This is a genomic window from Streptomyces sp. NPDC102467 (genome assembly GCF_044765445.1).
GTDB lineage: Bacteria > Actinomycetota > Actinomycetes > Streptomycetales > Streptomycetaceae > Streptomyces.
Genome location: NZ_JBIWKA010000015.1, coordinates 148,050 through 170,067 on the forward strand (window position 1 = coordinate 148,050; position 22,018 = coordinate 170,067).

Genomic DNA, 22,018 nt, shown 5'->3' on the forward strand with positions numbered 1-22,018 from the left:
GCTCAGTACGCCGAGTCGACGTTGTCGATGGAGCCGTACTTGTCGGCGGCGTAGTTGGCGGCCGCGGTGATGTTGGCGACCGGGTCGGTCAGGTCGTTCGCGGTGCCCGAGACGTGGTAGGCGGCGAACGTCGGCTGGATGACCTGCAGCAGGCCCTTGGACGGGGTGCCCGCCACCGCGTTGACGTCCCAGTTGTTCTGGGCGTTCGGGTTGCCGGAGGACTCGCGCATGATGTTGCGGTGCAGGCCGTCGTAGGAGCCGGGGATGCCCTTGGCCTTCATGATGTCGAGGGACTGGCGGATCCAGCCGTCGAGGTTGTCGGGGTAGCTCTTCGCCGTCGCGGCCTGGGCCGCCTTGGTGCTCGTGGCGGCCTTGGTGCTCGTGGCGGCCTTGGTCGTCTTCGCGGCGGCCGGCTCGGCGGCGTGCGCGGTCGAGGGGACCAGCGTGAGGGCCGCGGCGACGGCGCCCGCGGCGGCTATGCCAGAGAAGGAGGTCTTGCGGAAGCGGAGGCTGGTCTGCGACAGGGCGATCATGCGGGGTGACTCTCCAATGCGTGCGCTACGTGATGGTCGGCCCGGCGCGGAATGACGACCGGAACGACTGCAAGGGTTAGCGGCGCGTGGAGGGGGACGCAAAGGTGTGACGTACTACCGGGGTACGAAGACGGACCAGGCAGGAGTCCGGACAAACCGCCCATAGCTTCGGGTGGGGCGGCCACGGCACTACTACCGTTCTTCGCATGTGACGTGGCTCCTATGGGTGGGCTCACTGTCCCGGGCCGTTTTCGGGGTGTCTGCGGGAGTTCGGGCAGGGCAGCCGAAAGGCCCGGTCCGAGGACCGGGCCTTTCGTGGAACGAGCGCCACAGCGGTGGCGAGGAGGGCTGCTCTCAGGCGAGGAGGCGGTCCGGGTCGGGACCGGTCCGCTCGTTGCGGTTCAGCGCGGAGATCTCGCCGATGTCGCCCTCGCTGAGCTCGAAGTCGAAGAGGTCGAAGTTCTCCAGGATCCTCTTCTGCGTGACCGACTTGGGGAAGACGATGTCCCCGCGCTGGATGTGCCAGCGCAGCGTCACCTGGGCGGGCGACTTGCCCACCGCCTGGGCGATGCGGTTGATGGTCGGGTCGTCGAGCACCTTGCCCTGGGCGATGGGCGACCAGGCCTCGGTGGCGATGTCGTGCTCGGCGCCGAACGCCCTGACGTCGTCCTGGGTGAGGAAGGGGTGCACCTCGATCTGGTTGACCGCGGGCACCACCTCGCTGTTCTGCATGAGCCGGCGCAGATGGTGGGGCTGGAAGTTCGAGACGCCGATGGCCTTGGCGCGGCCGGAGCGGTAGATCTCCTCCAGGGCCTTCCACGTCTCCACGAAGTCGCCCTTGGCGGGGGCCGGCCAGTGGATGAGGAAGAGGTCCAGGTAGTCGAGGCCCACCTCGTCCATGGTGCGGTCGAACGCCTTGAGGGCGTCGTCGTGCGCGTGGGCGTCGTTGTTGAGCTTGCTGGTCACGAAGATGTCGGCGCGGTCGATACCGGATGCGCGGACCGCCTCGCCGACCTCCTTCTCGTTGCCGTACATCTGCGCGGTGTCGATGTGCCGGTAGCCGGCCTCCAGGGCCGCCAGGGTTGTCTCCTGGGTCTCGTCCGGCTCGATCTGGAAGGTGCCGAAGCCCAGCTGGGGGATCTTGACGCCGTTGTTGAGGGTGATGTCGGGAACTGCGGTCACGGTGGATCTCCTGATGTCTGTCGATATGCCGGTCGATATGCCGGTCGATGGTCTGGATGCGCGTCCGGAGTCGTACGTCCGGATCGTTCGTTCGGGTGCGTCCCGTCGCAGGTGTGCGGGGCGCGGAGGGAAGCCCTCAGCCGGCGATTCCGCTCAGCTCCGCGTCGGGCGGCAGGACCCGGACGAGCTTGCGGTTCACGAATTCCTGCATGCCGAGCTTGGACAGCTCGCGGCCGTAGCCGGAGCGCTTGATGCCGCCGAACGGCAGGTCGGGCTGGGTCGAGGTGGGGTGGTTGACCCACACCATGCCGGTCTCCACGCGTTCCGCCACCCGGCGCCCGCGTTCGACGTCCGCGCAGAACACGGATCCACCGAGGCCGTACTGGCTGTCGTTGGCGAGGGCGATGGCCTCGTCCTCGTCGGCGACCCGGTAGATCACCGCGGCAGGACCGAAGAGCTCCTCCGCGTAGGCGCGCATCCCCGGCTTGACGCCGGTGATGATCGTCGGTTCGACGAAGGCGCCCGGGCGGTCGATGCGGTGACCGCCGGTGACCAGTTCCGCGCCCTGGTCCACCGTCTCGCGGAGTTGGTCGGCCAGGTCGGCGGCCGCCTTCTCCGAGGAGAGCGGGCCGAGGGTGGTCGACTCGTCCGCGGGGTCGCCCGGCCGCAGCTCCTCGAACTTGCGGCGCATCCCCTCGACGAAGTCGTCGTACACGTCGTCCAGCACGATGAACCGCTTCGAGGCCACGCAGCTCTGACCGGTGTTCGCCATCCGGCCCGCCACAGCGGCGCCGACCGTCCGCTCGAGGCGCTCACCGTCCAGGACGATGAAGACGTCGCTGCCGCCCAGCTCCAGCAGGCTGGGCTTCATGTTCCGCCCGGCCCGCTCGGCGACCTGGGCGCCCGCCCCTTCGCTGCCGGTGAGCGAGGCACCCCGGACCACCGGGCTGTCGATGATGCGGGAGATCTCGTCGTGGCTCACGAACAGGTTCGTGTAGACGCCCTCGGGGGCGCCCGCGTCACGGAAGAGTGCCTCCAGGGCCAGCGCGGACTGCGCGCAGATACCGGCGTGCTTGACCAGCACGGTGTTGCCGAGGACCAGGTTGGGACCGGCGAAGCGAACCACCTGGTAGAGCGGGAAGTTCCACGGCATGACGCCGAGCAGGACGCCGAGGGGTTCGCTGACGAGGTACGCCTCGCCCTCCTCGACGTCGAGCGGTTCGGCGGCGGCGAAGTCCGGGCCGTGCTGGGCGTAGTACTGCAGGATCGAGGCGGCGAGGTCCACTTCGCCGCGCGCTTCGGAGATCAGCTTTCCCATCTCCAGCGTGATGGTCTGCGCCAGCTCTTCTTTGCGTTCCTTCATTATCTCAGCCGCACGTCCGACCACGGCGGCCCGCTCCGCTATCGGCCGCTTGCGCCATGCATCGAAGGCGCTTCCCGCGGCCTCAAGGGCGGAATCGACTTCCTTACCCTCGATGGACGGAAATTCCGCGAGCGTCTCCCCGCTGTAGGGATTAACGGTCGCAAATGAGCTCTTCCGCTGGTCCGACATGAAATCTCCAGAACGTACGAGTCAGGGCGCTGGGCGGAACATGACGTTCCGCCCCCTTCTCGCTTCTCGGGGTACCCGACGTCACAGTAGGGAAACAGGACAAACAGTCCGAATATCTCTGGGCGCCTGTGGGCGCAGGGCGCCCCCGCTCCGCCCCTCCCCTACATCCCGGTGAGGAGACGGGCCGTCGGCGTAGCACTTCAGACGTACGGCACGACCCATACACGGAGGGATTCGCTCCACCTCCGCCACCTCGTAGTTTCTTGGTCGAACCACGGAGTTGACCGAGAGGCCACGGACTGATGTACGGCAAGGCATTCGCGCCCGAGTACCAAGGTGAACTGAGCGCGGAGCTCGGAGTGAACTCCTCGTACGAGGACGTCCTGGCGACCGCGAGCCGCGCCCTCGCCGACGCGGCCACCGCCACGGACAGGGCCCGCGCCGCCCTGGCGGTGGCCGAGGCCAACCGGCGTCTCGGCCGGGTCGGGGACGCGCGCGCCGCCTGGCACGAGAGCTACCGCAGCGCGCGGACCGCGGGGGACGAGGGCGCGATGGCCTGGGCGCTGTGGAGCGGCGGCACCCTGGCCCGGCAGTGCGGCGCGCTCGCCCTGGCCCGCCGGCTCCTCGCCTGGTCCGTCGCGCTCGCCGCCCGCAGTGGGGACCGGATCGCGCACGGATACTCCCTCGCGGGGCTCGCCGAGACCGGCCGCATCCAGGGCGACTATGCCGCGGTCGCCGAGCTGCACGAGGAGCTCCTCGAACAGGGCCGGGCGCACGGCGAGGCCCGTCACATGGTCTGGGCGATGTCCGGCATCGCCCAGATGCACCGCAACAGGGGTGACTACGACAGGGCCCTCGACCTCTTCGAGGAATCCGTGCGTATCGCCACCGAGGCGGACGACGCCCGGGGGCGTGCCTGGTCGCTGCGCGGGGTGGCCGACGTGCTGTCGCTGCGGGGCGAGTCGGACCGTGCGCTCGCGTTGCTCACCGAGGCCGAGGTGGTCTGCCGCTCCATGAACCTGGCCGGCGCGCTCGCCTACAACCACAAGATGCGCGGCAACGTTCTCTACCGCGCCGGGTGGTTCGAGGCCGCCCGCGTCACGTACGGCATCGCGTTGGCGGAGTTCAGCGCGATGCACGAGAAGCGCGGGGCGGCGCTGGCCCGGCTCGGCCTCACCAAGTCGCGGGCCCGCTTGGGCCGAGCCCGCCAGGAGACGTTGGCCGAACTCGCCGAACTGGAAAGGGACTTCACCCGGATCGGCCTCAAGGCAGCTCGCGAGAGTGTCGTCGCTTTCCGCGCCGAGCTGAACTCCGTACCGACGGCGTCACCCATCCGGTCTGCCGCCTGATTCTCGCCCGTACGTCAGACCGGGCCGCCCTCCGACCAGCTGGAAGGGTGCGCGATGACGTCGTCCGCGATCTCCGGCAGCGAGCGGCCGCTGCCGAAGGCGCGAGCACGCATGCGCGTCAGCGCCTCCTCGGCCGTGATGTCCAGCTGTACGACGAGTGCGCCGACAGCGGCGTGGGTCGGGCCCCAGTAGGAGTCCATGATGTCCTCGGGCTCCCACGGCGGCAGTCCGCCCTGTCCGACCGTGGCCTGATAGGTGTTCATCAGGGCCATGCTCGCGGCGTGAGCGGCGATGACGCCCTTCTCGATGAGGTCCGGGTCCGGATCGCGCGGGTCCCCGCACAGCACGTCGGCGGCGCCGAGCGTACGGCGGGCGTCGAGCCGCAGAGGGAAGGCGTAGATCGCGCCGACATCGGCAAGCTGCTCCTGGGCGCAGGCTCCGAACAGGGGCCAGTCCGTCAGACCCTGACGCAGATCGTTGACGATCACTTTGTCGCCCGTCCGTGCGGCCGTGACGCACGGACCTTCACCCAGCCCGAACTGCAGTTTCTCCACGCGCAGGGCCGCGTCGCTGGTCGCACACAGCAGCTGGCGGTGGGGAGTGTCCGTGAACAGCGAGAGGGTGGCGGCATCCATCGACACGCTCTCCCGCAACGCCTCGCACAGGCGCTCGGGAAGGCGGGCCGGGTCGCCTTCGGCTGCCTCGAGCACCGACTGCTCCACAGCGAAGCGGTCCACCATGTGTCCCACCGGCCTCTCTCGTCTCGTCCTCGGAGCCGCCGGGTGTCCCCCCACGCCGGGGTCAAACCATGCCCAAGCCGACATCGGCCAGGGCGGTCCGGTCAGGGTTCAGTCCCTGTGCCGACGCCCGAACGCGCTGCGTTCGAGTCCTCGCAGGAGATCGGCCGTGTCCGCGTAGACCTCCACGGCGCCTGCCTTTTCCAGCTCGGCCCGGCTCACCCCGCCGCTGAGCACACCGACAGGGATCACTCCGGCGCGCCGCCCCGCCTGCATGTCCCAGACCGAGTCGCCGACGAAGACGCTGCCCTGCGGCTCCGCCTGCGCCAGGTCCAGCGCGTGCCGCACGGGCTCCGCCGCAGGCTTCCCCTCCGTCACGTCATCGGAGCTCGCGGTGGCGGTGATCGCCTCGTCCGCGTCGATGGCCGAGCGCAGCGCCGCCAGCTCCGGCCCGCCCGCCGACGTCGCCAGGACCACCGGCCAGCCGTCGTCGTGCAGCCGCCGCAGCAGATCGGCGGCGCCTTCGAAGGGGGCGATGCGCTCGTACCAGGTGGCGTAGAGCGTTTTGTGCGCGGCGCTGATGGTGGCGTCCTGGTCGCGGTCCCGCTCCTTCCCGAGCAGGTGCTCCAGCAGGTCGGACGAGCCGAGGCCGATGGCGCCCAGGACCGAGACCATCGGCACGTGGTGACCGGCTTGGCGCAACGCCTCCCACCAGCACACGGTGTGCAGATGGTTGGTGTCGGCGAGAGTTCCGTCCACGTCGAAGACGGCTGCGCGGGCGCTCATCTGGCTCCCCAAAGGTTGGGCGGTCCGGGACGGGCCGCGGAGACGGGTCAGGAGGCGTTGAGAACCTTGTTGATCGCGCCCAGGAAGTCGTCGAGGTCCTTCGGCGTACGGGAGGTGACCAGGGTGTAGCCGCCCGCCGAGTCGCTCACGACGGATTCGTCCACCCACGCCTTGGCCCCGGCGTTGCGGATGTCGGTCTTCAGGGACGGATAGGAGGTCAGCGTCTTGTCCTCGAGGACGCCCGCTTCCACCAGGAGCCAGGGCCCGTGGCAGATCGCCGCGATCGGCCGTCCGGAGGTGACGAACGCCTTGGCCGTCTCGACCGCCTTCGCGTCGAGGCGGAGCGTGTCGACGTTGAGGGTGCCGCCGGGGATCAGAAGGAGTTCGTAGTCGTCGGAGTCCACCGCGTCGAACGTGGTCGTGGGCTCCACGGTCTCACCGGGGTCCTTGTCCCCCACCAGCGTCCGCACGGATTCCGCCTTCGCGGCGGCGACGGTGACCTTCGCGCCCTGGGCCTTCAGCTTGTTGAGCGGGACCAGCAGTTCGTCCTGCTCGACACCGTAATTGGTGACGAGTACCAGGACACGACGGCCGTCGAGCGAGGTGTCAGCCATGATGATGCGCCTTTCTTTCGGTTCTCTTCCTGATCGTGTACTCGGTACGGTGCCGGTCATACCTGCCGATTGCTCCCGAATGAGCTCACAGCGCACCTACCGCTCCCGGTGGCAGCGGGAGGCGCAGTGCGCTCTGCCCCTGCCGCCACCGCGACAACAGCTGTTCCGCCAGGCGCTCCTCGAGGAAGCCGGTCGCGGTGACACCGAAGGCGACATCGGCGTCGAGCTCCGGTTCCGCGCCGAGGAGACCGCCGACCACGTCCCGTCGCACGACCTGTTCGTGCACGGCGTCCGCTTCGACGTGCTCGTCGTAGAACCGCTGCGCCGCCGCTCCGACGCCCAGGCGCCGGAGCGCGTCCGCGAGGCGGCGCGAGCCGGGCGAGGATGTGATCTCGACGGTGGCGAAGTGGCCGACCAGTGCGCCGCGCAGGCCGCGGTGCAGCCCGAACAGCGACATCACGTTGACCGTGGCGAGGGCCGGTGCCGGCGCCGCGTCGAGGTAGTGGCCGTACGCCGTGTCGAGACCGAGGTCCACCATCAGCGCGGCGAACAGCCCGGCATGGATGTCGTCCGCGCGGCCGGCACCGAACTCGTCGTACTCGACAGCCACCATGGCCGCCTTCGCCCGGCCGTGCAGCCGGGGGATGACCCAGGCGTGCGGGTCCGCTTCCTTGAGGTGGTACAGCGAGCGCAGCGCCGCGTACTCCCTGAACTGCCACAGCTCACCGTCGCGTTGCAGATGGTGGCTGACGCTGGTGCCGTCGAATCCGGCGCCCTCCACCAGCAGCTCCGCCAGCGTCCGCCCGGCATCGGCCTGCGGCGCGGCGTCGGCGCGCAGGGCGTCGAGGAAGCGCCGCTCCATGTCGCGCCGCAGGGTCAGCAGGTACGGGTCCCATTCCCACTCGGCGTCGACCCCGTGGAACCCCTGGTAGTGCAGTTCGTAGAGCACGTACAGCGCCAGCTGGAGGTCCCGGCCGTACGGCTCGGCGGTCTCGGCGCTCGACCGGGCGCGGGCGAGCGCTTCGGCCGGCAGCTCGTCGCGCCGCAGCGCGCCGACGACCGCGCCGGACAACTGGCCGCACGGTACGGGCAGTTCGGGCTGCAGGAGTCGCGACTCCGTCAGCGTGGTCACGGCTTTCCCCCTTCCGTCGCCGCGTCGCCGGCCTCTTCGACACGGCGGCGTCTGCGGTGACTGGTGTCGCACCAGGGGAAGGTCCGGCTGCGGCGGCATGTGCAGATCGCGGTCTGGAACCGCCGCGACACGTGTGCCGTCCCGTCGCCGTCGGTCACTTCGACCGGCCCCTCGATCAGCAGAGGTCCTTCGCGGTCGAGCGTGACGCGGCGCGGGCGTTCAGAGGAGTTCTGCACGAATGACCACCAGCTCTTCTTGTATCGCATCGTCGTCGAGAAGTCCTCGGGCACACAGCCAGGCCCGGCGCGCCCGCAGAACCGGTCCGAACGGCACGAAGATCCTGTCGGTCACCGCCGCTTCCATCCCGAGGTCGGCGAGCCGGCCCAGGCTCGCGGACGCGTCGCACAACCCGGAGTGGACCATCAGCAGGGTGCCTCCCGGCCGCAGTGCGCGCGCGGCGGCGGCGCAGACGCGGTCGACCACGATGCGGCCGTCGAGCCCGCCGTCCCAGGCCTGGGCGGCGCCATGGCGGGGCGGGAGCCGGGAGGGCGCGGGCACGTAGGGCGGGTTGCTGACGATCAGGTCGAAGGAGCCCGGGGCGAACGCCGCGCCCAGATCGCCGTGCCGGACCGTGATCGGGGTCCGGTGGATACGTGCGTTCAGACGCGCCGTCCACACAGCCCGCCACGACAGGTCGACAGCGGTCACCCGCGCGCCCAGCCGCGCCGCGGCCAGGGCCAGTGCTCCCGAGCCGGTGCCCAGGTCCAGCACCTTCGTGTTCCCGCCCACCGGCTCGTCGCCCAGGGCGCGGATCAGCAGCTCGGTGTCGTACTGCGGCGCGTACACGCCGGGGGGCGCCAGAAGGCGCGGGGGCGGCCGATGGAGTTGGCCGGCCCGTGCGAGTGCGGTCATGGGGCGCCTCCGGTTCGCTTCCGCTCACGGTCACGGTCACGGTCACGGTCACGGTCACGGTCACGGTCACGGTCACGGCTTCAGGAGTGTCTTCACCATGCCGTCCTCCTTGGCCTGGAACGTCGCGTACGCGGCCGGCCCCTCCGCGAGAGGCAGGTGGTGCGTGGCGAATCCGTCGACGCCCAGGGGGTCGTCATCGGTGAGGTGCGGGCGGATGTCGTCGACCCACCGCCACACATTGGCCTGCCCCATGCGTACCTGGAGCTGCTTGTCGAACATCTGGAGCAGCGGCATCGGACTCGCCGCGCCGCCGTAGACGCCGCTGATGGACAGCGTGCCACCACGGCGTACCGCGTCGATCCCGGTGTGCAGGGCGCCGAGCCGGTCGATGCCGGCCTTCTCCATCAGGGGCCGGGCGAGTTTGTCGGGGAGCAGCCCGGTGGCCCACTGGGCGGCCTGCGCGACCGGCGCGCCGTGCGCCTCGATACCGACCGCGTCGATCACCGCGTCCGTCCCGCGGCCCTGGGTGAGGTCGCGCACCGCGTCTCCCACGTCCTTGCCGAGCTCGCGCAGGTCCAGGACGGTGACGCCGTTGCGCCGGGCGCGGTCGAGCCGGGCGTCGACAAGGTCGACCCCGATGACCTGTTCCGCGCCGCGCAGCCGGGCGATCCGGGTCGCCATGTCCCCGATGGGGCCGAGGCCCAGGACGGTGACGCTGCCACCTGGGGGGATGTCGGCGTACTCCACGGCCTGCCAGGCGGTGGGCAGGACGTCGGACAGGTAGACGAACCGGTCGTCCGGCGGGCCGTCCGGCACCTTGATGGGCAGGGTGTTGCCGAAGGGGACCCGCAGGTACTCGGCCTGGCCGCCGGGCACCTGTCCGTACAACTTGGTGTAGCCGAACAGGGCGGCTCCGCTGCCCATGGACTTCACCTGCGTCGTCTCGCACTGGGAGTGCAGGCCTTGTGTGCACATCCAGCAGGTGTTGCAGGAGACGTTGAACGGAATCACCACGCGGTCGCCCACTGCTACGCCGGTGACCTCGGGCCCGATCTCCGCGACGATGCCCATCGTTTCGTGCCCCAGGATGTCGCCCACGTCCAGGTACGGGCCGAAGACCTCGTAGAGGTGCAGGTCGGAGCCGCAGATACCGGTCGATGTGACCTGGACGACGATGTCGTCGGGCTTCTCGATCCGCGGATCGGGGACTTCCTCGACGCGGACGTCGCGCTTTCCCTGCCATGTCAGTGCGCGCATGTTCTCGCGCCTCCCTGCGTGCTCGTGTGCGGGTGTGCGGTGTGCGGCCGGGCGGGTGAAGGTCCTCCCCCCAGGGGCTCACACTGTGCGAGGCCTCGCCACGTGACCGCCCGGAGCGGAGATCACCCCGCGTACCCAGGGCCGGGAAGGTTGATGCGCGCCGGTGGCCCTCACCTGGGTGCGCCCGCGATCGGCGTGGGTCACGCTGGGAGGAGAGACCGGAACCGGACGACTGCGTCCGGCTTACGTGGGAACCCGAGGACCGGCCCCCGCAGACAGAGCATTCGAGGGCCGCCGGGCAGCTCTGTCGCTCGACGATCCAGGAGATTCGCATGAACGCCGCACCCGACGACCACAACGACCACCCGGTCACCGTGACCTTGAGCAACTGCTCGGACGACGACGCCCGGCGTGTGCTGTCGCACCTCTCCGCGGAGTTCCCCGATCAGTCCCCGTCGCAGGACACACCGGGCGCCGACACCGCGCACGCCACGGTCTGGACGGCCGTGTTCGACGCGGTCGCCGACGGATCGGACGCGGCACCGACGTCCGCGTCCGGTACGGGTGGGATCGAGGGCTCCGTCTCGCTGACCGCCCAGGGGGCGCCGCACGACGTGACGACCGTACGCAAGGCGCTGGAGCGGGCCTTCACCGTCGAGGACGTCGGCTCGGCCTCCGGTGACCAGGAACTCGAGAGCCAGTTCCGGCTCACTCCGCGCTGAGCACGGAGACGACGAAGGCGCTGCCGCGGGAGATCCGCGGCAGCGCCTTCGTCGTCTCCGTCCCCGCGGGGCCGGCGGCGACGACTAGTCGGTGGTCAGCAGGCCGGCGCGGAGCTTGCCCACGACCCGGGTGATCAGCCGCGACACGTGCATCTGCGAGCAGCCCAGCTCGTCGGCGATCTGCTGCTGCGTCCGCTCCTCCACGAAGCGCAGGTGCAGGAGGGTGCGGTCCCGCTCGTCGAGCTCCGCTATCAGCGGGGCCAGGGAGTGGAAGTTCTCGACGAGTTCGAAGGACTCCTCGTCGACGCCGATGAAGTCGGCCAGCATGGTGTCGGACTCGTCGTCCTGGCCGTTGATCGCCGCGTCCAGGGAGACGGCGTTGTAGCCGTTGGACGCCATCTGCGCCTGCGCCACCTCGGACGGCTCCAGCTGCATCAGGTCGGCGAGTTCGACCGTCGACGGTGAACGCCCCAACCGCGAGCGCAGCTCCTCGGTGGCCTTCGACAGTTCGAGCCGGGCTTCCTGGAGCCTGCGCGGGACGTGCACGGCCCAGGTGGTGTCGCGGAAGAACCGCTTGATCTCACCCGTGATGTACGGCACGGCGAACGAGGTGAACTCGACCTCGCGGGTGAGTTCGAACCGGTCGATCGCCTTGATCAGGCCGATCGTGCCGACCTGGATGATGTCCTCCATCTCCTGCGGGCCGCGGTGCTTGAACCGCGAGGCCGCGTACTGCACCAGAGAGAGGTTCATCTCGATCAGGCAGTTGCGCACGTACTGGAATTCGTGCGTGCCTTCCTCGAGCTGTCCGAGGCGGTCGAAGAACCGCTTGCCGACCTCCCGCGCATCCTTCGGCGCGATGGAGGACGGATCCGTGTATGCGCGCTCGACCAGGTCCTCCTCGTTCCGAGTGGCCTGGTTCCGCCCCTGCGCCGTCACGGTGATCATTGAGTCCCGCTCCTTGTGTTTCGAGCTTGGCCTGACGTTCCCCGTTGCGCGCCGGATACCCGGGAAACCGATGGGTACACCTGCCGAAGATCTACGTGTTCTCGCCGCGCTGGTGGCCGCGGCGGGCCTCGCGGTCGAAGATGCCGAGGACGTCGCAGGGGCCGCCGTCGGCGCCGATGGCGTGCGGGAGCATCGTGGGGAACTCCGCCGCCTGGTCGGTCTCGATCCGCAGGCGCCGATCGCCCAGGAGCAGGATCGCCGTGCCGGACAGGACGACGAGCCATTCGTGGCCCGGGTGGGCGCGCATGCGCGAGGGGTTGTCGGGCGGCGGCTCGGTCATCCGCTGCCGGATGACGCTCATGCCGGGTTGCGCCTTGATGGGCCAGCGCAGCTGGCCGCGGGCGCTGTCGATCGTCGGATGGGAGACGACGTCGTCCGTTGCCGTCTCGACCAGCTGATCGAGCGAGGTGTCCAGGGCGCGCGCGAGGATCACGAGTTGGTCCAGGGCCAGGCGTCGCCGGCCGTTCTCGATACGGGACAGGGTGGACTGGCTGACCTTCGCGCGGCCGGCCAGCTCTTCCAGGGACCAGCCCTGGGCCATGCGCAGGGCGCGGATGCGCTTGCGTACCAGGCTGTCCAGCTCACCGTTCTCTTGCGTCATAGGCATGACTGTATGCCGGCACGGCAAGGTCGGACGCTCGGCATATGAGACACCTTTATGGGATCTCGAAGACATCCTTAGAGTGGTGCACATGTTCGGACCTGCTCGTCAGCTCGCTCTCGCGCTCTTCGCGGCCACGCCGTGGAGCGTCGACGACGCGCTCTGTCGCAGCTGACGTCGCGCCGCGGAACACCGCAGCGCCCTCACCGCCCGTCCGGCATTCCCCCCTCCCGCTCCCGGAGACACACCGTGACCACCGCTCCCCCCGCCGGGGCGCCGCCCAGGGCCGCCCTGCTCGCGCCTGCCCCCACCTCGTCCCCCGCTCCCCTCGCCGAACCCGCGCCGCCGGTCAGGCGGGCTCCGCTGGTCGGCGCCGGCGTCATCGGCGTGGCCCTGTCCGGCTACGTCTTCGCCGAGCACGGTGCCAAGCCGGGTGTCCTGCTCCTGCTCGGCATCGCGCTCGGGTTCGCGCTGTTCCACTCGCGGTTCGGGTTCACCTCCGCCTGGCGGCAGCTGGTCGCCGTCGGGAACGGCACCGGGCTGCGCGCCCACACCCTGCTCCTCGGCACGACCGCGACGCTCTTCGCGCTGATCATCGGGACCGGCAGCGGCCTCTTCGGCACGGTGCCCGCGCCCAGCGCTGGGCCGATCGGCGTGGGCCTGCTGGTCGGGGCGTTCCTCTTCGCGATCGGCATGCAGCTCGGCGGCGCCTGCGCCTCCGGCACCCTCTTCGCCGTCGGCTCGGGGCAGAGCACCATCGTGCTCACCCTCTTCGGGTTCATCACCGGTTCGACGCTCGCCGCGTGGCAGTTCGGGCTCTGGAAAGACCTGCCCGCGTTCGACCCGTTCCTCCTCTCCGACCACGTCGGCTGGTTCGGATCCTGGGCGGTGACCATCGTGGCGCTGGCCGCGATCTGGTTCGTCGCCCGTACCGTCCAGGCCCGCCGCAACCCCCCGCCGGTCGGCGCCGCGCCCTCGGCGCGGGGCGCTCTGGCCCGTACGGTGCGCGGCTCCTGGCCGCTGGTCGTGGGCGCCGTGGTGCTCGCGGTGCTCGGCGCCGGAGTGCTCCTCGTCTCGGGCGGCGCCTGGGGCATCACGAGCGCGTTCTCCCTGTGGGGCTCCAAGGTGGTGGGCTGGCTCGGCGGCTCGCCCGAGGCCTGGACGTACTGGCGGCAGCCCGGTAGCGCGGCCCAGTTGTCGGGCCCCGTGCTCGCCGACAAGAACAGCCTCACCGACATCGGCATCATGGTCGGCGCCGCCGTCGCGGCCGCCGCGGGCGGTGTGTGGAAGCTGCACCGTGGCATCCCCGCACGGACGGCGCTCGCCGCGGTCATCGGCGGTCTCCTGATGGGAATCGGGGCGCGGCTCGCGGGAGGCTGCAACATCGGCGCCTACCTCGCGGGCATCGCCTCGGGCTCGCTGCACGGCTGGATCTGGGGCGGCGTGGCGATCCTCGGCACCTGGGCGGGGCTGCGGCTGCGACCGCTGTTCGGCCTGGGCAACCCGAAGCCGACCGACAGCGTCTGCTGACCCCGGCCTCGGCGCGGGCGGTGCTCAGGCGCCGCCCGCGTACATCTCCATGAGGATGTCGACGACGTCGCCGACCTCGGCCTCGGCCAGGTCGTCGAACGCCCCGGAGTGGCGGGCGAGCAGGACTCCGGCGACCGCCGCGACCAGCACGTCGGCCCGCAGGCCCGGACGGTCGCGGCCCTCGCGGGCGAAGCGGGACCGCAACGGTTCCACGAGCCGCGCCTGCAGAGCGGCGCGCGTGGCGTCCTGGGCGCGCTCTTCGCTCAGCGGCTGGACCGCGACGCGCAGCAGCGGTACCGGGCCCCGCCGCTCGGCCCGCTCGGCGACCTCGCGCAGCCGGGGCTCGGTGAGCAGGTCGTCCGGGGCGCTGTCGCCGTGCTCGGAGCGGAGCACCTCCACGTAGAGAAGGGCCTTGCTGCCGAAGTGGCGGGCGATCAGCGCGGCGTCGACCCCGGCCCGCTCGCCGATCTCGCGGATGGTGGTGCGGTCGTAGCCGCGCTCGGAGAACAGTTCCGTCGCCGCCCGCAGCAGCGCCTCGCGACTGGGGGCGGCGCTGCGGCGCCGGTCCTGCGCCTGCCCGGTCACGGGCGGCCCGCGTCTTTGCTCGCCTCGACCGCGACGCCGGCGTCGACCGTGCCGGCCGCGACACCGGCCGTGACGAGGGAGGGCCGCGGCCGCGCGCCGACCCGGGTCAGTACCACGGCGATCACCCCGGTGATCAGGAAGGCGGCGCAGCCGACGAGGCCCGCACTGCGGTAGCCGTCGTTCGTCGGCAGCACCGCGCCGACGTCGGTGTGGGCCTGGAGGACGACCGCGCTGAGCGCGCTGCCGGTCGAGTATCCGATGTACTTCACGACCTGATTGAAACTCATCGCGCTGCCCGTCTCCGCCGCGGGCACCCCGCCGACGATCAGGCCGGGGGTGACGGCGAACGTCACGCCCACGCCGAGTCCGGCCAGCGCCATCATCACGCCGATGCCCCACAGGCTGGAGCGGGCGAGCAGGAAGCAGACCAGTCCGGCGAACGAGAGCAGGCAGCCGAGCGGCAGCATGCGGGCCGGGGTGGCGGCGCTGCCCATCATGCGGACCAGCCGGCCGGTGAGCAGACTGGCCGCGGAGAACGGGACGAGCAGCAGCCCGGTGACGACGATGGACGCGCCGAAGCCGTATCCGGCGGTCTCGGGCGTCTGGACGTACCGGGTCACCAGAGCGATCAGCAGGTACGTGCCGACGCCGCCGACCATCGTGGTCAGGTTGGCGACGAGCACGCCGCGGTCCTTGACGAGACTCACCCGGACCAGCGGGTGCGCGGAGTGCAGCGAGTGGGCCACCCATCCGGTGAGCAGAGCGATGGCGGCGACGGCGAGTGCCAGCAGGGGTCCTGAGGTCCACCCCCAGCGCTCCCCCTCCGCCAGGCTCAGCAGCAGCGCCGCCATGCCGCCGGCCAGCAGCAGCCCGCCGGGCACGTCCATGGGCGTGGTCGGGCGGTGCGGCGGCGCGGGCACGACGATCACGGTGGCGACGAACGCGGCGACCGCCGTGGCGGCCGCGAACCAGAATCCCGCGTACATGCCGAGGTACTCCGCGAACAGCCCGGTGATCGGGTAGCCGAGTCCGATCCCCGCGGCGGTGGTCAAGGAGAGTGTCGCCACCGCCGCGCGCGCCTTCTCCGGCGGCAGCGCGTCGCGGGCCGTGGCGATGGCGAGCGGGACGAGCCCCATGCCGACGCCTTGCAGGGCCCGCCCGGCGAGCAGACAGGGGAAACCGAGCGGCAGCGCCGCCAGCAGGCTGCCCGCCATGACGGCGCCGAGTCCGGTGAGGATGACCCGCTTGCGGTACGGGCCGTCGCCGAGGCGCCCCATGACCGGCGTGGCGATGGCGCCGACCAGCATCGTCACGGTGAGCGCCCACTGCGCGGTGGAGACGCCGACGTGGTCCTCGGCGGCGATGGTGGGGATCAGCGGCGCGCCGAGGCTGCTGACGACGGCGACGAGCATGCCGAGCGAGACGAGGACGGGCACGAGTGCGCGCGGGTGGCGGAGTGCGGGGGCCGTCGCGGAGGTGCCGGAGGCGGGCGCCGGTATGGAAGGACGCAAGGTTTTCCCGTTCATGTCATCCATGTCATCCATGTCATCAAGTGATGTCATCACATGATGACAGAGAAGAGGCGCGCGCACGGTCCTGTGCGCGCGCCTCCCCTCCCGGGCGCCTCGGACGCCTCTCAGCTCAGCGGCGTCACCCGGATGTCGCGGAACCGCACCTTGTTGCCGTGGTCCTGGAGGCGGATCGCCCCGGCCGCAGGCCCCTCCGGCGCGCCCGCGCCGGTCGGGCCGTCGATCGCGACGTCGTCGTGGACCTTCTTGCCGTTCCACACCACGGTGACCCGCGCGTCGGCGGTCTTCTTCCCGCTGTCGTCGAAGCGCGCCGCGCGGAACGTGATGTCGTACGTCTGCCACGTCTCCGGCGCCTGCGACGCGTTGACGTCCGGCGCCTTCTTCAGGTAGATCGCACCGGCCTCGTTCGTGTCGAGGGTCGTGTCGCCGTACGAGTCGAGGATCTGGAGCTCATAGCGGTCCTGGAGGTAGATGCCGCTGTTGCCGCGGTCCTGGCCGGTCACGTCGGCCGGCAGCAGCGGGACGCGGAACTCCGCGTGCAGTGCGAAGTCCTGATAGGCGTCCTTGGTCCGGAGATCACCGCAGCACACCTCCATCGACCGTTCGTCGGCGAGCGGCCATTCGGCACGCCGCCCGTCCGGATGCTGCCACTGCGCCTGGGACGCGGTGGTGCCGTCGAAGAGGGCGACCGGCGCGCCGTGCGGGCGCACGGTGATCAGGTCGAGGTTGACGTGCCCCGCGTCCCCGGTGTCGAAGCGGTAGGCGATGGTGTTCTTCCCGGCGCGCAGCCTGACGCGTTCGGTCTTCGTCGACCAGGCGTCCCAGGTGCCGGTCGAGGCGAGCGAGGTCTGTCTCAGTTTCTCCCCGTTGGCGTACAGGGAGAGGGACTTGGTGCCCTCGTAGGGGTTGGGGCCGTTGGAGTAGCGCAGGTTCACGTCGTAGTCACCGGCCTTGGGGACCGTCACGTCGAAGGTCGTGGCGGCCTTGCCCTCGGTGTTGTAGCGGTCGACGAAGCCGCTGCCCGAGTAGCCGGTGTGGTCGGTGTGGACGCCGGCGGTGCCGGTGAGGCGTGCCTCCTCGGCCTCGTACTGCGTGGCGGCCGGCGGCTGCTTGCCCGGCATTTCGTTGAGGGTGTACCAGGCCTCCGTGCTCCACAGGGACTCGCCGGACGTCGACGCGAAGGGGCGCGGCGAACGGACGTGCACGACGCGCCCCGGCTTGAGGCCGTCGAGCCGCAGCCGCACCGTGCGGCCCTTGTCGGCGAGGGTCGCCGAACGCACGGCGAGCTGCTCCTCGGCGATCTTCGGTCCGCCGTAGTCACTGGTCGGGGTGTAACGCCACTGCTCGGCCGTGTAGCGCTCGGCCAGCTTGTCCGCGGTGTCCTGCGACACCGGCTGGGTGTACTCCAGGTCGAAGCCGCCGGGGACCGCGCGCATCTCCTTGATGTCGAAGGTGTTGCCCCCATTGGGTGTGAGCTTCTGCAGGCCGAACCGCAGCTTGCCTTCCTGGCCCCAGTTGCCGTCGGCGCCGAGCCCGCCCGTGTAGATCGCGCCGTCCGGGCCCATGGTGATCCGGTTGACGCCGGCCTCGAGCCCTTGGGTGTAGCGGAACACGGCTCCCTGGTACTGGCCCTTCACTTTCTCCAGGTACCCGCGCTGGAGTCCGCCGTAGGTGACGTCACCGAAGAGCATCTGGCCCGCGAACCGGCCCTTGGTCAAGTACAGCGGTGTACTCGGTGAGTTGGCGATCTCGTTCTGCGGGAGCCAGAGCACCGGCTGCGTGACGGGCTGGTCGTCGAACGGGCCCGACGGCTCGGTGTAGTGGTTGAAGAAGCGGCCCTGTTTGATCTGGACGAGCTTCGACGCGGGCAGCCAGCCGCCCTGGTTGTCGGTGGTGAAGAGGGAGTCGTCCGGGCCCCAGCCGATCCCGTTGGGGGTGCGCAGACCGCCCGCGACCGCCTGGATCTTCCCCGTCTTCCTGCTGACCTTGTACGTGGTGCCGCGGCCCGGCGCCGGCTGCGGAGTGGTGGTCGCGCCGCCGTAGTCGATGGCGACGGAGAGGTTCACGTAGAAGGAGCCGTCGCGGTAGAGCAGTCCGAAGGCGAACTCGTGGAACTTGCCGCCGTACGGCCAGGTGGCGACCGTGCGGTACTCGTCGGTGACGAAGTCCTGGTCGGTGTCGACGAGTTGGGTCAGTTCGTGCTTCTGCGACACGTACAGGGAACCGTCGACGTACTTGATGCCCATCGGTTCGCGAAGGCCGCTCGCGATCTTCTTGACGGTCACTTTGGAGCGGTCGGTGTCACCGGTGACGTGGTCGAGGAGGTACACCTCGCCCGCCACGTTCTCGGAGCCGCCCCACGTGCTGAGCGCGAGGCGCCCGTCGGGCAGCCAGTCCATGCCGGTGACCTGCGGTTCGAAGCCGTCCGGGCGCAGGTCGGTGAGGTCGAGATCGGGGCGTACGTCGGTCAGCGGCAGGCCGTCGCCGGGGCTGTCCGCGCCCGCCTCGCACTCCTTGCGGCCCGGCGCGGTGACCCGGACGACCCCGGCGTCGGTGCTCAGTGCCTCGCGCGGCACCACACCGAAGTCGCTCGCGCCCGGCGGCTTCCAGGCGAGCGTGAGCTGCTGGCCGCCGGTCGCCTCGAAGTAGTCGACGCGGAACGGGTGGGAGCCCGCGGTGAGTTGGACGGCTCCGTCCTTCGGTTCGGCGCCGTGCAGCCCGTCGTGGTCGATGACCTCACGGTCGTCGACGGTGAGCCGTGAGCCGTCGTCGCTGGTGAGACGGAAGGAGTACGTGCCGTCGCTCGGGACGACCAGGTAACCGGAGGCCTGGGCCGTGAAGTTGTCGGCGAATCCGCCGAAGTCGTCGACCGTGGACCAGTCCACGGTCTGCATCAGCTTGTCGTGGTTGGGGGTCTGGCCGGGCTTGAGCGTGCACAGCTTGCTGAGCGGTACCTGCGTGTCGAAGACGCGCAGGGTGACGCCGGGTTCCTGCGGCGGGATCTCGTCGGCGGCGGCGACGGACGGGGGCGCGATCCAGACACCTCCGGCGAGAAAGCCACCGACGAGCAGGGTGGTGAGGCGTCTTCGGGCGCGGTGGAACAGCCGTGGATGCATCGGTCCTCCAGGACGGGACCGGAGGCCGCCGGATTGCACTCCGGTCGAGCTGAGAGCCTGTCTTTGAACGGATCCGCGATGCGCGGAAGGACAGGGTTCCTACGGTTGCGCCGTCACGCTAAGGGACTTCTGCTCAACTCGTCCATACTTTGTCATCCATGAGTTCAAAGTCCGGCCGAACTCCGTCCGCGGTCACACGCGCGCTCCCCCGTCGACCCGCAGGATGGTTCCGGTGACGTACGAGGCCCGGTCGCTGAGCAGCCAGGCCGCCGCTTGGGCGATCTCCTCAGGGGCGGCCGCGCGACCGAGGGGCGTATGCGTGGTGAGCCGCTCGGACAGTCCCGGGGAGTGCGCTTCCCAGTCGCGGATCATCTCGGTCGCGGTGTGTCCCGGGGCGATGGCGTTGACCCGGATGCCCTCCGGTCCGTAGGTGACGGCGGCCGACTCGGTGAGGCTGTTGAGGCCGCGCTTCATCGCGGCGTAGGCGGGGAGTTCGGGGTTGGCGCGGAAGCTGCCGACGCTGGAGTTGTTGACGATGGCGCCCGTTCCGGCCGTGGCCCTGATGGCGGCGACCTCGGCGGCCATGGCCAGCCAGGGGCCCTTGAGGTTCACGGCGTAGACGTGGTCGAAGTCGCCCTCCTCCACCCGGTCCATCGGGCCCGGCGGCACGAACGTACCGCCGTTGTTGAACGCGACGTCGAGCCGCCCGTACAGCTCCACGGCGCGGCGCACGGCGGAGCGTACGCTCGCGGCGTCCGCCAGGTCGCACACCACATATGCGGCCTCACCTCCCGCGGCCCCGATCTCCTCCGCCACGGCCTTCAGCTGCCGCTCGGTCCGGGCGGCGAGCAGCACACGTGCGCCTTCCCGGGCGAACAGCCGGGCCGCCGCGGCGCCGATTCCCCGGCCTGCTCCGGTGATGAGGGCGGTCTTCCCCGCGAGCAGCCCGAGCGGGGCCGGTGCGGAGGTGTCGGTAGAGGGTGCGCTGCCTGCGCTATCGCTGTTCATGGGGCCGAGCCTGCGCCGGGGCCGCCCGCGCAACCAGGCACCACCCGTACCTGGCTGCGCGTCTGTGCACGTCGCACACTGGTCGCGTGGACAGACGAGAGCTGGCGGGCTTCCTGCGCAGCAGGCGTGAGCGGATCGTGCCCGCCGAGGTGGGACTGCCCGGGGGCCCACGGCGCCGCACGCCGGGGCTGCGCCGTGAGGAGGTCGCCCAGCTGGCGTTCATCTCGACCGAGTACTACACGCGCCTGGAGCAGGCCCGTGGCCCGCATCCGTCCCGCGAGGTGCTGGCCCAGCTGTCCCGCGCGCTGCGGCTCTCGGACGCCGAGCGCGACCACGTCCACCACCTCGCCGGGTCGCCCCCGGTGCCGGCGCCGGGACCGCCGCGCGAGGTGCGCCGCAGCATCCTCGACCTGCTGCACCGGCTGCCGCAGGCGGCGGCGACCGTGACCTCCGCGTCGTTCGAGGTCCTCGCCTGGAACGACGTGGCCGCGGCTCTCATGGAGGACTTCTCCGCGGTCCCGCCGCACGAGCGGAACCTGGTGCGCCGGTTCTTCCTCGGCCCGCACCCCGGCGGGCGGCGGCTGTACGGGGTGTCCGACGCGGACGCCTTCGCCCGGAACTCGGCCCGGCGACTGCGCGCCACCGCCGCCCGCTACCCGGGCTCCCGCGAGGTGACGCGCCTGGTGGACGAACTGCTCGCCGGGAGCGAGCAGTTCGCCCGGTTGTGGGCCTCGCACGACGTGGACGCGACGCCGACGCTGCGCAAGACCTTCGACCACCCGCGGGTCGGACCGGTCACCGTGAACTGCGACGTTCTCGACATCACCGGCCAGGACCAGCAGCTGGTCATCCACACCGCTGCCCCCGGCTCCTCCTCGGAGGCAGCCCTGCGCCGGCTGTCGACCGCCCGCCCCCGGCACGTGGACGCCCCTCTCTGACCCGGTACGTGCCGCGCGTCACCGCATGTCGCGCCCGACCCGGGGCACTTGTCGTCCCTGCGCCGAACCACGGGTGCACACAGGGCGGGAGGAAAGCGCGTGATGGCAATCAAGGGCAGGGGCGGGGCCAAGGCCCGTAAAGCGGCGAACAGTTCGGTCGTCGACACAGGCGCGCGCTGGGGTCTGGTGGCCCGAGGAGTGCTCTACCTGTTGATCGGGCTGCTGGCCCTGCGCGTCGCGTTCGGCGGCGGGGGCGAGGAGGCCGACAGCAGCGGGGCCATCCGCGAGCTGGCCCAGCAGCCGTTCGGCAAGGTGCTGGTGTGGGCCGTCGGGATCGGCCTGATCGGGATGGCGCTGTGGCGGCTCACCGAGGCCTTGCTCGGCTCATCAGGCCCCGGCGGCGACAAGCCGGGCAAGCGGGTGTTCTCGGCCATGCGCTGCATCTTCTACGGGTTCATGGCGTACTCGGTGCTGTCCTTCGCGGCGTCCGCCCGCAAGAGCGAGGGCAGCGACGCGAAGTCGCGGGACTTCACGGCCCGGGCGCTCGACCTTCCGGCGGGGCGCTGGCTGGTCGGCATCGCCGGTCTGGTGGTGATCGGCATAGGCATCGGTGTCGGTGTACGGGCGGCGCTGCGCAAGTACCACAAGCAGCTCAAGAAGGCGCAGATGTCGCGTCACGTGCGCCGGGCGATCGACGTCCTCGGCGTCAGCGGTGGCGTGGCCCGGGGGCTGATCTACGCGGGCGCGGGCGTCTTCGTGGTGATCGCCGCGGCGAAGTACGACCCCGGAAAGGCCAAGGGCGTGGACGGCACCCTGCGCGCTTTCGCCGGTACTCCGGCCGGGCCGTGGCTGCTGGCGCTGATCGCGTTCGGTCTGCTGCTCTTCGGCCTGTTCTCGTTCGCGCTCGCCCGCTATCGCAGGGTCTGA

The 22,018-nt window shown here is 70.8% G+C and carries 21 protein-coding genes; 5 read left to right on the forward strand and 16 right to left on the reverse strand.

From position 1 onward, the window contains the following. Positions 1–2: 2 nt before the first annotated feature. The 3 genes from ACIREE_RS29810 to ACIREE_RS29820 form a co-directional block, all read right to left on the reverse strand. Complete coding sequence (locus ACIREE_RS29810; RefSeq protein ID WP_404158763.1) at positions 3–533, reverse strand: transglycosylase SLT domain-containing protein; 531 nt, start codon at positions 531–533, stop codon at positions 3–5. A 354-nt stretch (positions 534–887) separates the two neighbouring features. After that, a complete protein-coding gene (locus ACIREE_RS29815; protein WP_404158766.1) occupies positions 888–1,715 on the reverse strand; it encodes an aldo/keto reductase in 828 nt (275 codons plus the stop codon). Between the two features lie 136 nt (positions 1,716–1,851). Next, positions 1,852–3,267, reverse strand: a complete 1,416-nt coding sequence (locus tag ACIREE_RS29820) for an NAD-dependent succinate-semialdehyde dehydrogenase (protein WP_404158768.1) — start codon at positions 3,265–3,267, stop codon at positions 1,852–1,854. A 302-nt stretch (positions 3,268–3,569) separates the two neighbouring features. Between ACIREE_RS29820 and ACIREE_RS29825 the strand changes: the two genes are divergently transcribed. Continuing rightward, positions 3,570–4,616: a tetratricopeptide repeat protein gene (locus ACIREE_RS29825; protein WP_404158771.1), complete on the forward strand. Its 1,047-nt coding sequence runs from the start codon at positions 3,570–3,572 to the stop codon at positions 4,614–4,616. A gap of 14 nt (positions 4,617–4,630) precedes the next feature. Here the strand turns inward: ACIREE_RS29825 and ACIREE_RS29830 are convergent, their stop codons facing one another. The 7 genes from ACIREE_RS29830 to ACIREE_RS29860 all read right to left on the reverse strand — a co-directional run bounded on the left by ACIREE_RS29830 (position 4,631) and on the right by ACIREE_RS29860 (position 10,054). Continuing rightward, complete coding sequence (locus tag ACIREE_RS29830) at positions 4,631–5,356, reverse strand: GAF and ANTAR domain-containing protein (protein WP_404158772.1); 726 nt, start codon at positions 5,354–5,356, stop codon at positions 4,631–4,633. Between the two features lie 108 nt (positions 5,357–5,464). Next, positions 5,465–6,139: an HAD family hydrolase gene (locus ACIREE_RS29835; protein WP_404158775.1), complete on the reverse strand. Its 675-nt coding sequence runs from the start codon at positions 6,137–6,139 to the stop codon at positions 5,465–5,467. Between the two features lie 47 nt (positions 6,140–6,186). Continuing rightward, the gene (locus tag ACIREE_RS29840; protein ID WP_404158778.1) at positions 6,187–6,753 is read right to left on the reverse strand and encodes a type 1 glutamine amidotransferase domain-containing protein; all 567 of its coding nucleotides are present in this window, start codon (positions 6,751–6,753) and stop codon (positions 6,187–6,189) included. 85 nt (positions 6,754–6,838) lie between these two features. Then, on the reverse strand, positions 6,839–7,885 hold the full coding sequence (locus ACIREE_RS29845) for an iron-containing redox enzyme family protein (protein WP_404158781.1): 1,047 nt from the start codon (positions 7,883–7,885) through the stop codon (positions 6,839–6,841). Beyond that, on the reverse strand, positions 7,882–8,121 hold the full coding sequence (locus tag ACIREE_RS29850) for a CDGSH iron-sulfur domain-containing protein (RefSeq protein WP_404158784.1): 240 nt from the start codon (positions 8,119–8,121) through the stop codon (positions 7,882–7,884). Before ACIREE_RS29850 ends, ACIREE_RS29845 begins: the two co-directional genes overlap by 4 nt. Then, positions 8,105–8,797 (reverse strand): HemK2/MTQ2 family protein methyltransferase, encoded by a 693-nt coding sequence (locus ACIREE_RS29855; RefSeq protein WP_404158787.1) that lies wholly within the window; start codon positions 8,795–8,797, stop codon positions 8,105–8,107. The genes ACIREE_RS29850 and ACIREE_RS29855 overlap by 17 nt, the downstream gene beginning before the upstream one ends. A 72-nt stretch (positions 8,798–8,869) precedes the next feature. Further along, the gene (locus ACIREE_RS29860; protein WP_404158789.1) at positions 8,870–10,054 is read right to left on the reverse strand and encodes an alcohol dehydrogenase catalytic domain-containing protein; all 1,185 of its coding nucleotides are present in this window, start codon (positions 10,052–10,054) and stop codon (positions 8,870–8,872) included. 332 nt (positions 10,055–10,386) lie between these two features. Here ACIREE_RS29860 and ACIREE_RS29865 point away from each other — a divergent pair, with 332 nt between their 5' ends. Then, complete coding sequence (locus tag ACIREE_RS29865; RefSeq protein WP_404158792.1) at positions 10,387–10,776, forward strand: hypothetical protein; 390 nt, start codon at positions 10,387–10,389, stop codon at positions 10,774–10,776. A gap of 84 nt (positions 10,777–10,860) precedes the next feature. Here ACIREE_RS29865 and ACIREE_RS29870 read toward each other — a convergent pair whose 3' ends face one another. Further along, entirely contained in the window at positions 10,861–11,724 is an 864-nt protein-coding gene (locus ACIREE_RS29870; protein WP_404158794.1) for a SigB/SigF/SigG family RNA polymerase sigma factor, read from the reverse strand. Between the two features lie 91 nt (positions 11,725–11,815). Beyond that, the gene (locus ACIREE_RS29875) at positions 11,816–12,385 is read right to left on the reverse strand and encodes a helix-turn-helix domain-containing protein (protein ID WP_404158797.1); all 570 of its coding nucleotides are present in this window, start codon (positions 12,383–12,385) and stop codon (positions 11,816–11,818) included. Between the two features lie 249 nt (positions 12,386–12,634). Between ACIREE_RS29875 and ACIREE_RS29880 the strand changes: the two genes are divergently transcribed. Next, on the forward strand, positions 12,635–13,915 hold the full coding sequence (locus tag ACIREE_RS29880) for a YeeE/YedE family protein (RefSeq protein ID WP_404158800.1): 1,281 nt from the start codon (positions 12,635–12,637) through the stop codon (positions 13,913–13,915). Positions 13,916–13,939: 24 nt separating this feature from the next. Here ACIREE_RS29880 and ACIREE_RS29885 read toward each other — a convergent pair whose 3' ends face one another. The 4 genes from ACIREE_RS29885 to ACIREE_RS29900 all read right to left on the reverse strand — a co-directional run bounded on the left by ACIREE_RS29885 (position 13,940) and on the right by ACIREE_RS29900 (position 20,153). Continuing rightward, positions 13,940–14,500, reverse strand: coding sequence for a TetR family transcriptional regulator (locus tag ACIREE_RS29885; protein WP_404158803.1), 561 nt, complete (start codon positions 14,498–14,500; stop codon positions 13,940–13,942). After that, positions 14,497–16,044 (reverse strand): MFS transporter, encoded by a 1,548-nt coding sequence (locus ACIREE_RS29890; protein WP_404158806.1) that lies wholly within the window; start codon positions 16,042–16,044, stop codon positions 14,497–14,499. Before ACIREE_RS29890 ends, ACIREE_RS29885 begins: the two co-directional genes overlap by 4 nt. Positions 16,045–16,136: 92 nt before the next feature. Beyond that, the gene (locus ACIREE_RS29895; RefSeq protein ID WP_404158809.1) at positions 16,137–19,145 is read right to left on the reverse strand and encodes a family 16 glycoside hydrolase; all 3,009 of its coding nucleotides are present in this window, start codon (positions 19,143–19,145) and stop codon (positions 16,137–16,139) included. A gap of 192 nt (positions 19,146–19,337) precedes the next feature. Beyond that, positions 19,338–20,153, reverse strand: coding sequence for an SDR family NAD(P)-dependent oxidoreductase (locus ACIREE_RS29900; protein WP_404158812.1), 816 nt, complete (start codon positions 20,151–20,153; stop codon positions 19,338–19,340). Positions 20,154–20,239: 86 nt separating this feature from the next. Between ACIREE_RS29900 and ACIREE_RS29905 the strand changes: the two genes are divergently transcribed. Continuing rightward, positions 20,240–21,091 (forward strand): helix-turn-helix transcriptional regulator, encoded by an 852-nt coding sequence (locus ACIREE_RS29905; RefSeq protein ID WP_404158814.1) that lies wholly within the window; start codon positions 20,240–20,242, stop codon positions 21,089–21,091. A gap of 102 nt (positions 21,092–21,193) precedes the next feature. Further along, positions 21,194–22,018 (forward strand): DUF1206 domain-containing protein, encoded by an 825-nt coding sequence (locus ACIREE_RS29910; RefSeq protein WP_404159094.1) that lies wholly within the window; start codon positions 21,194–21,196, stop codon positions 22,016–22,018.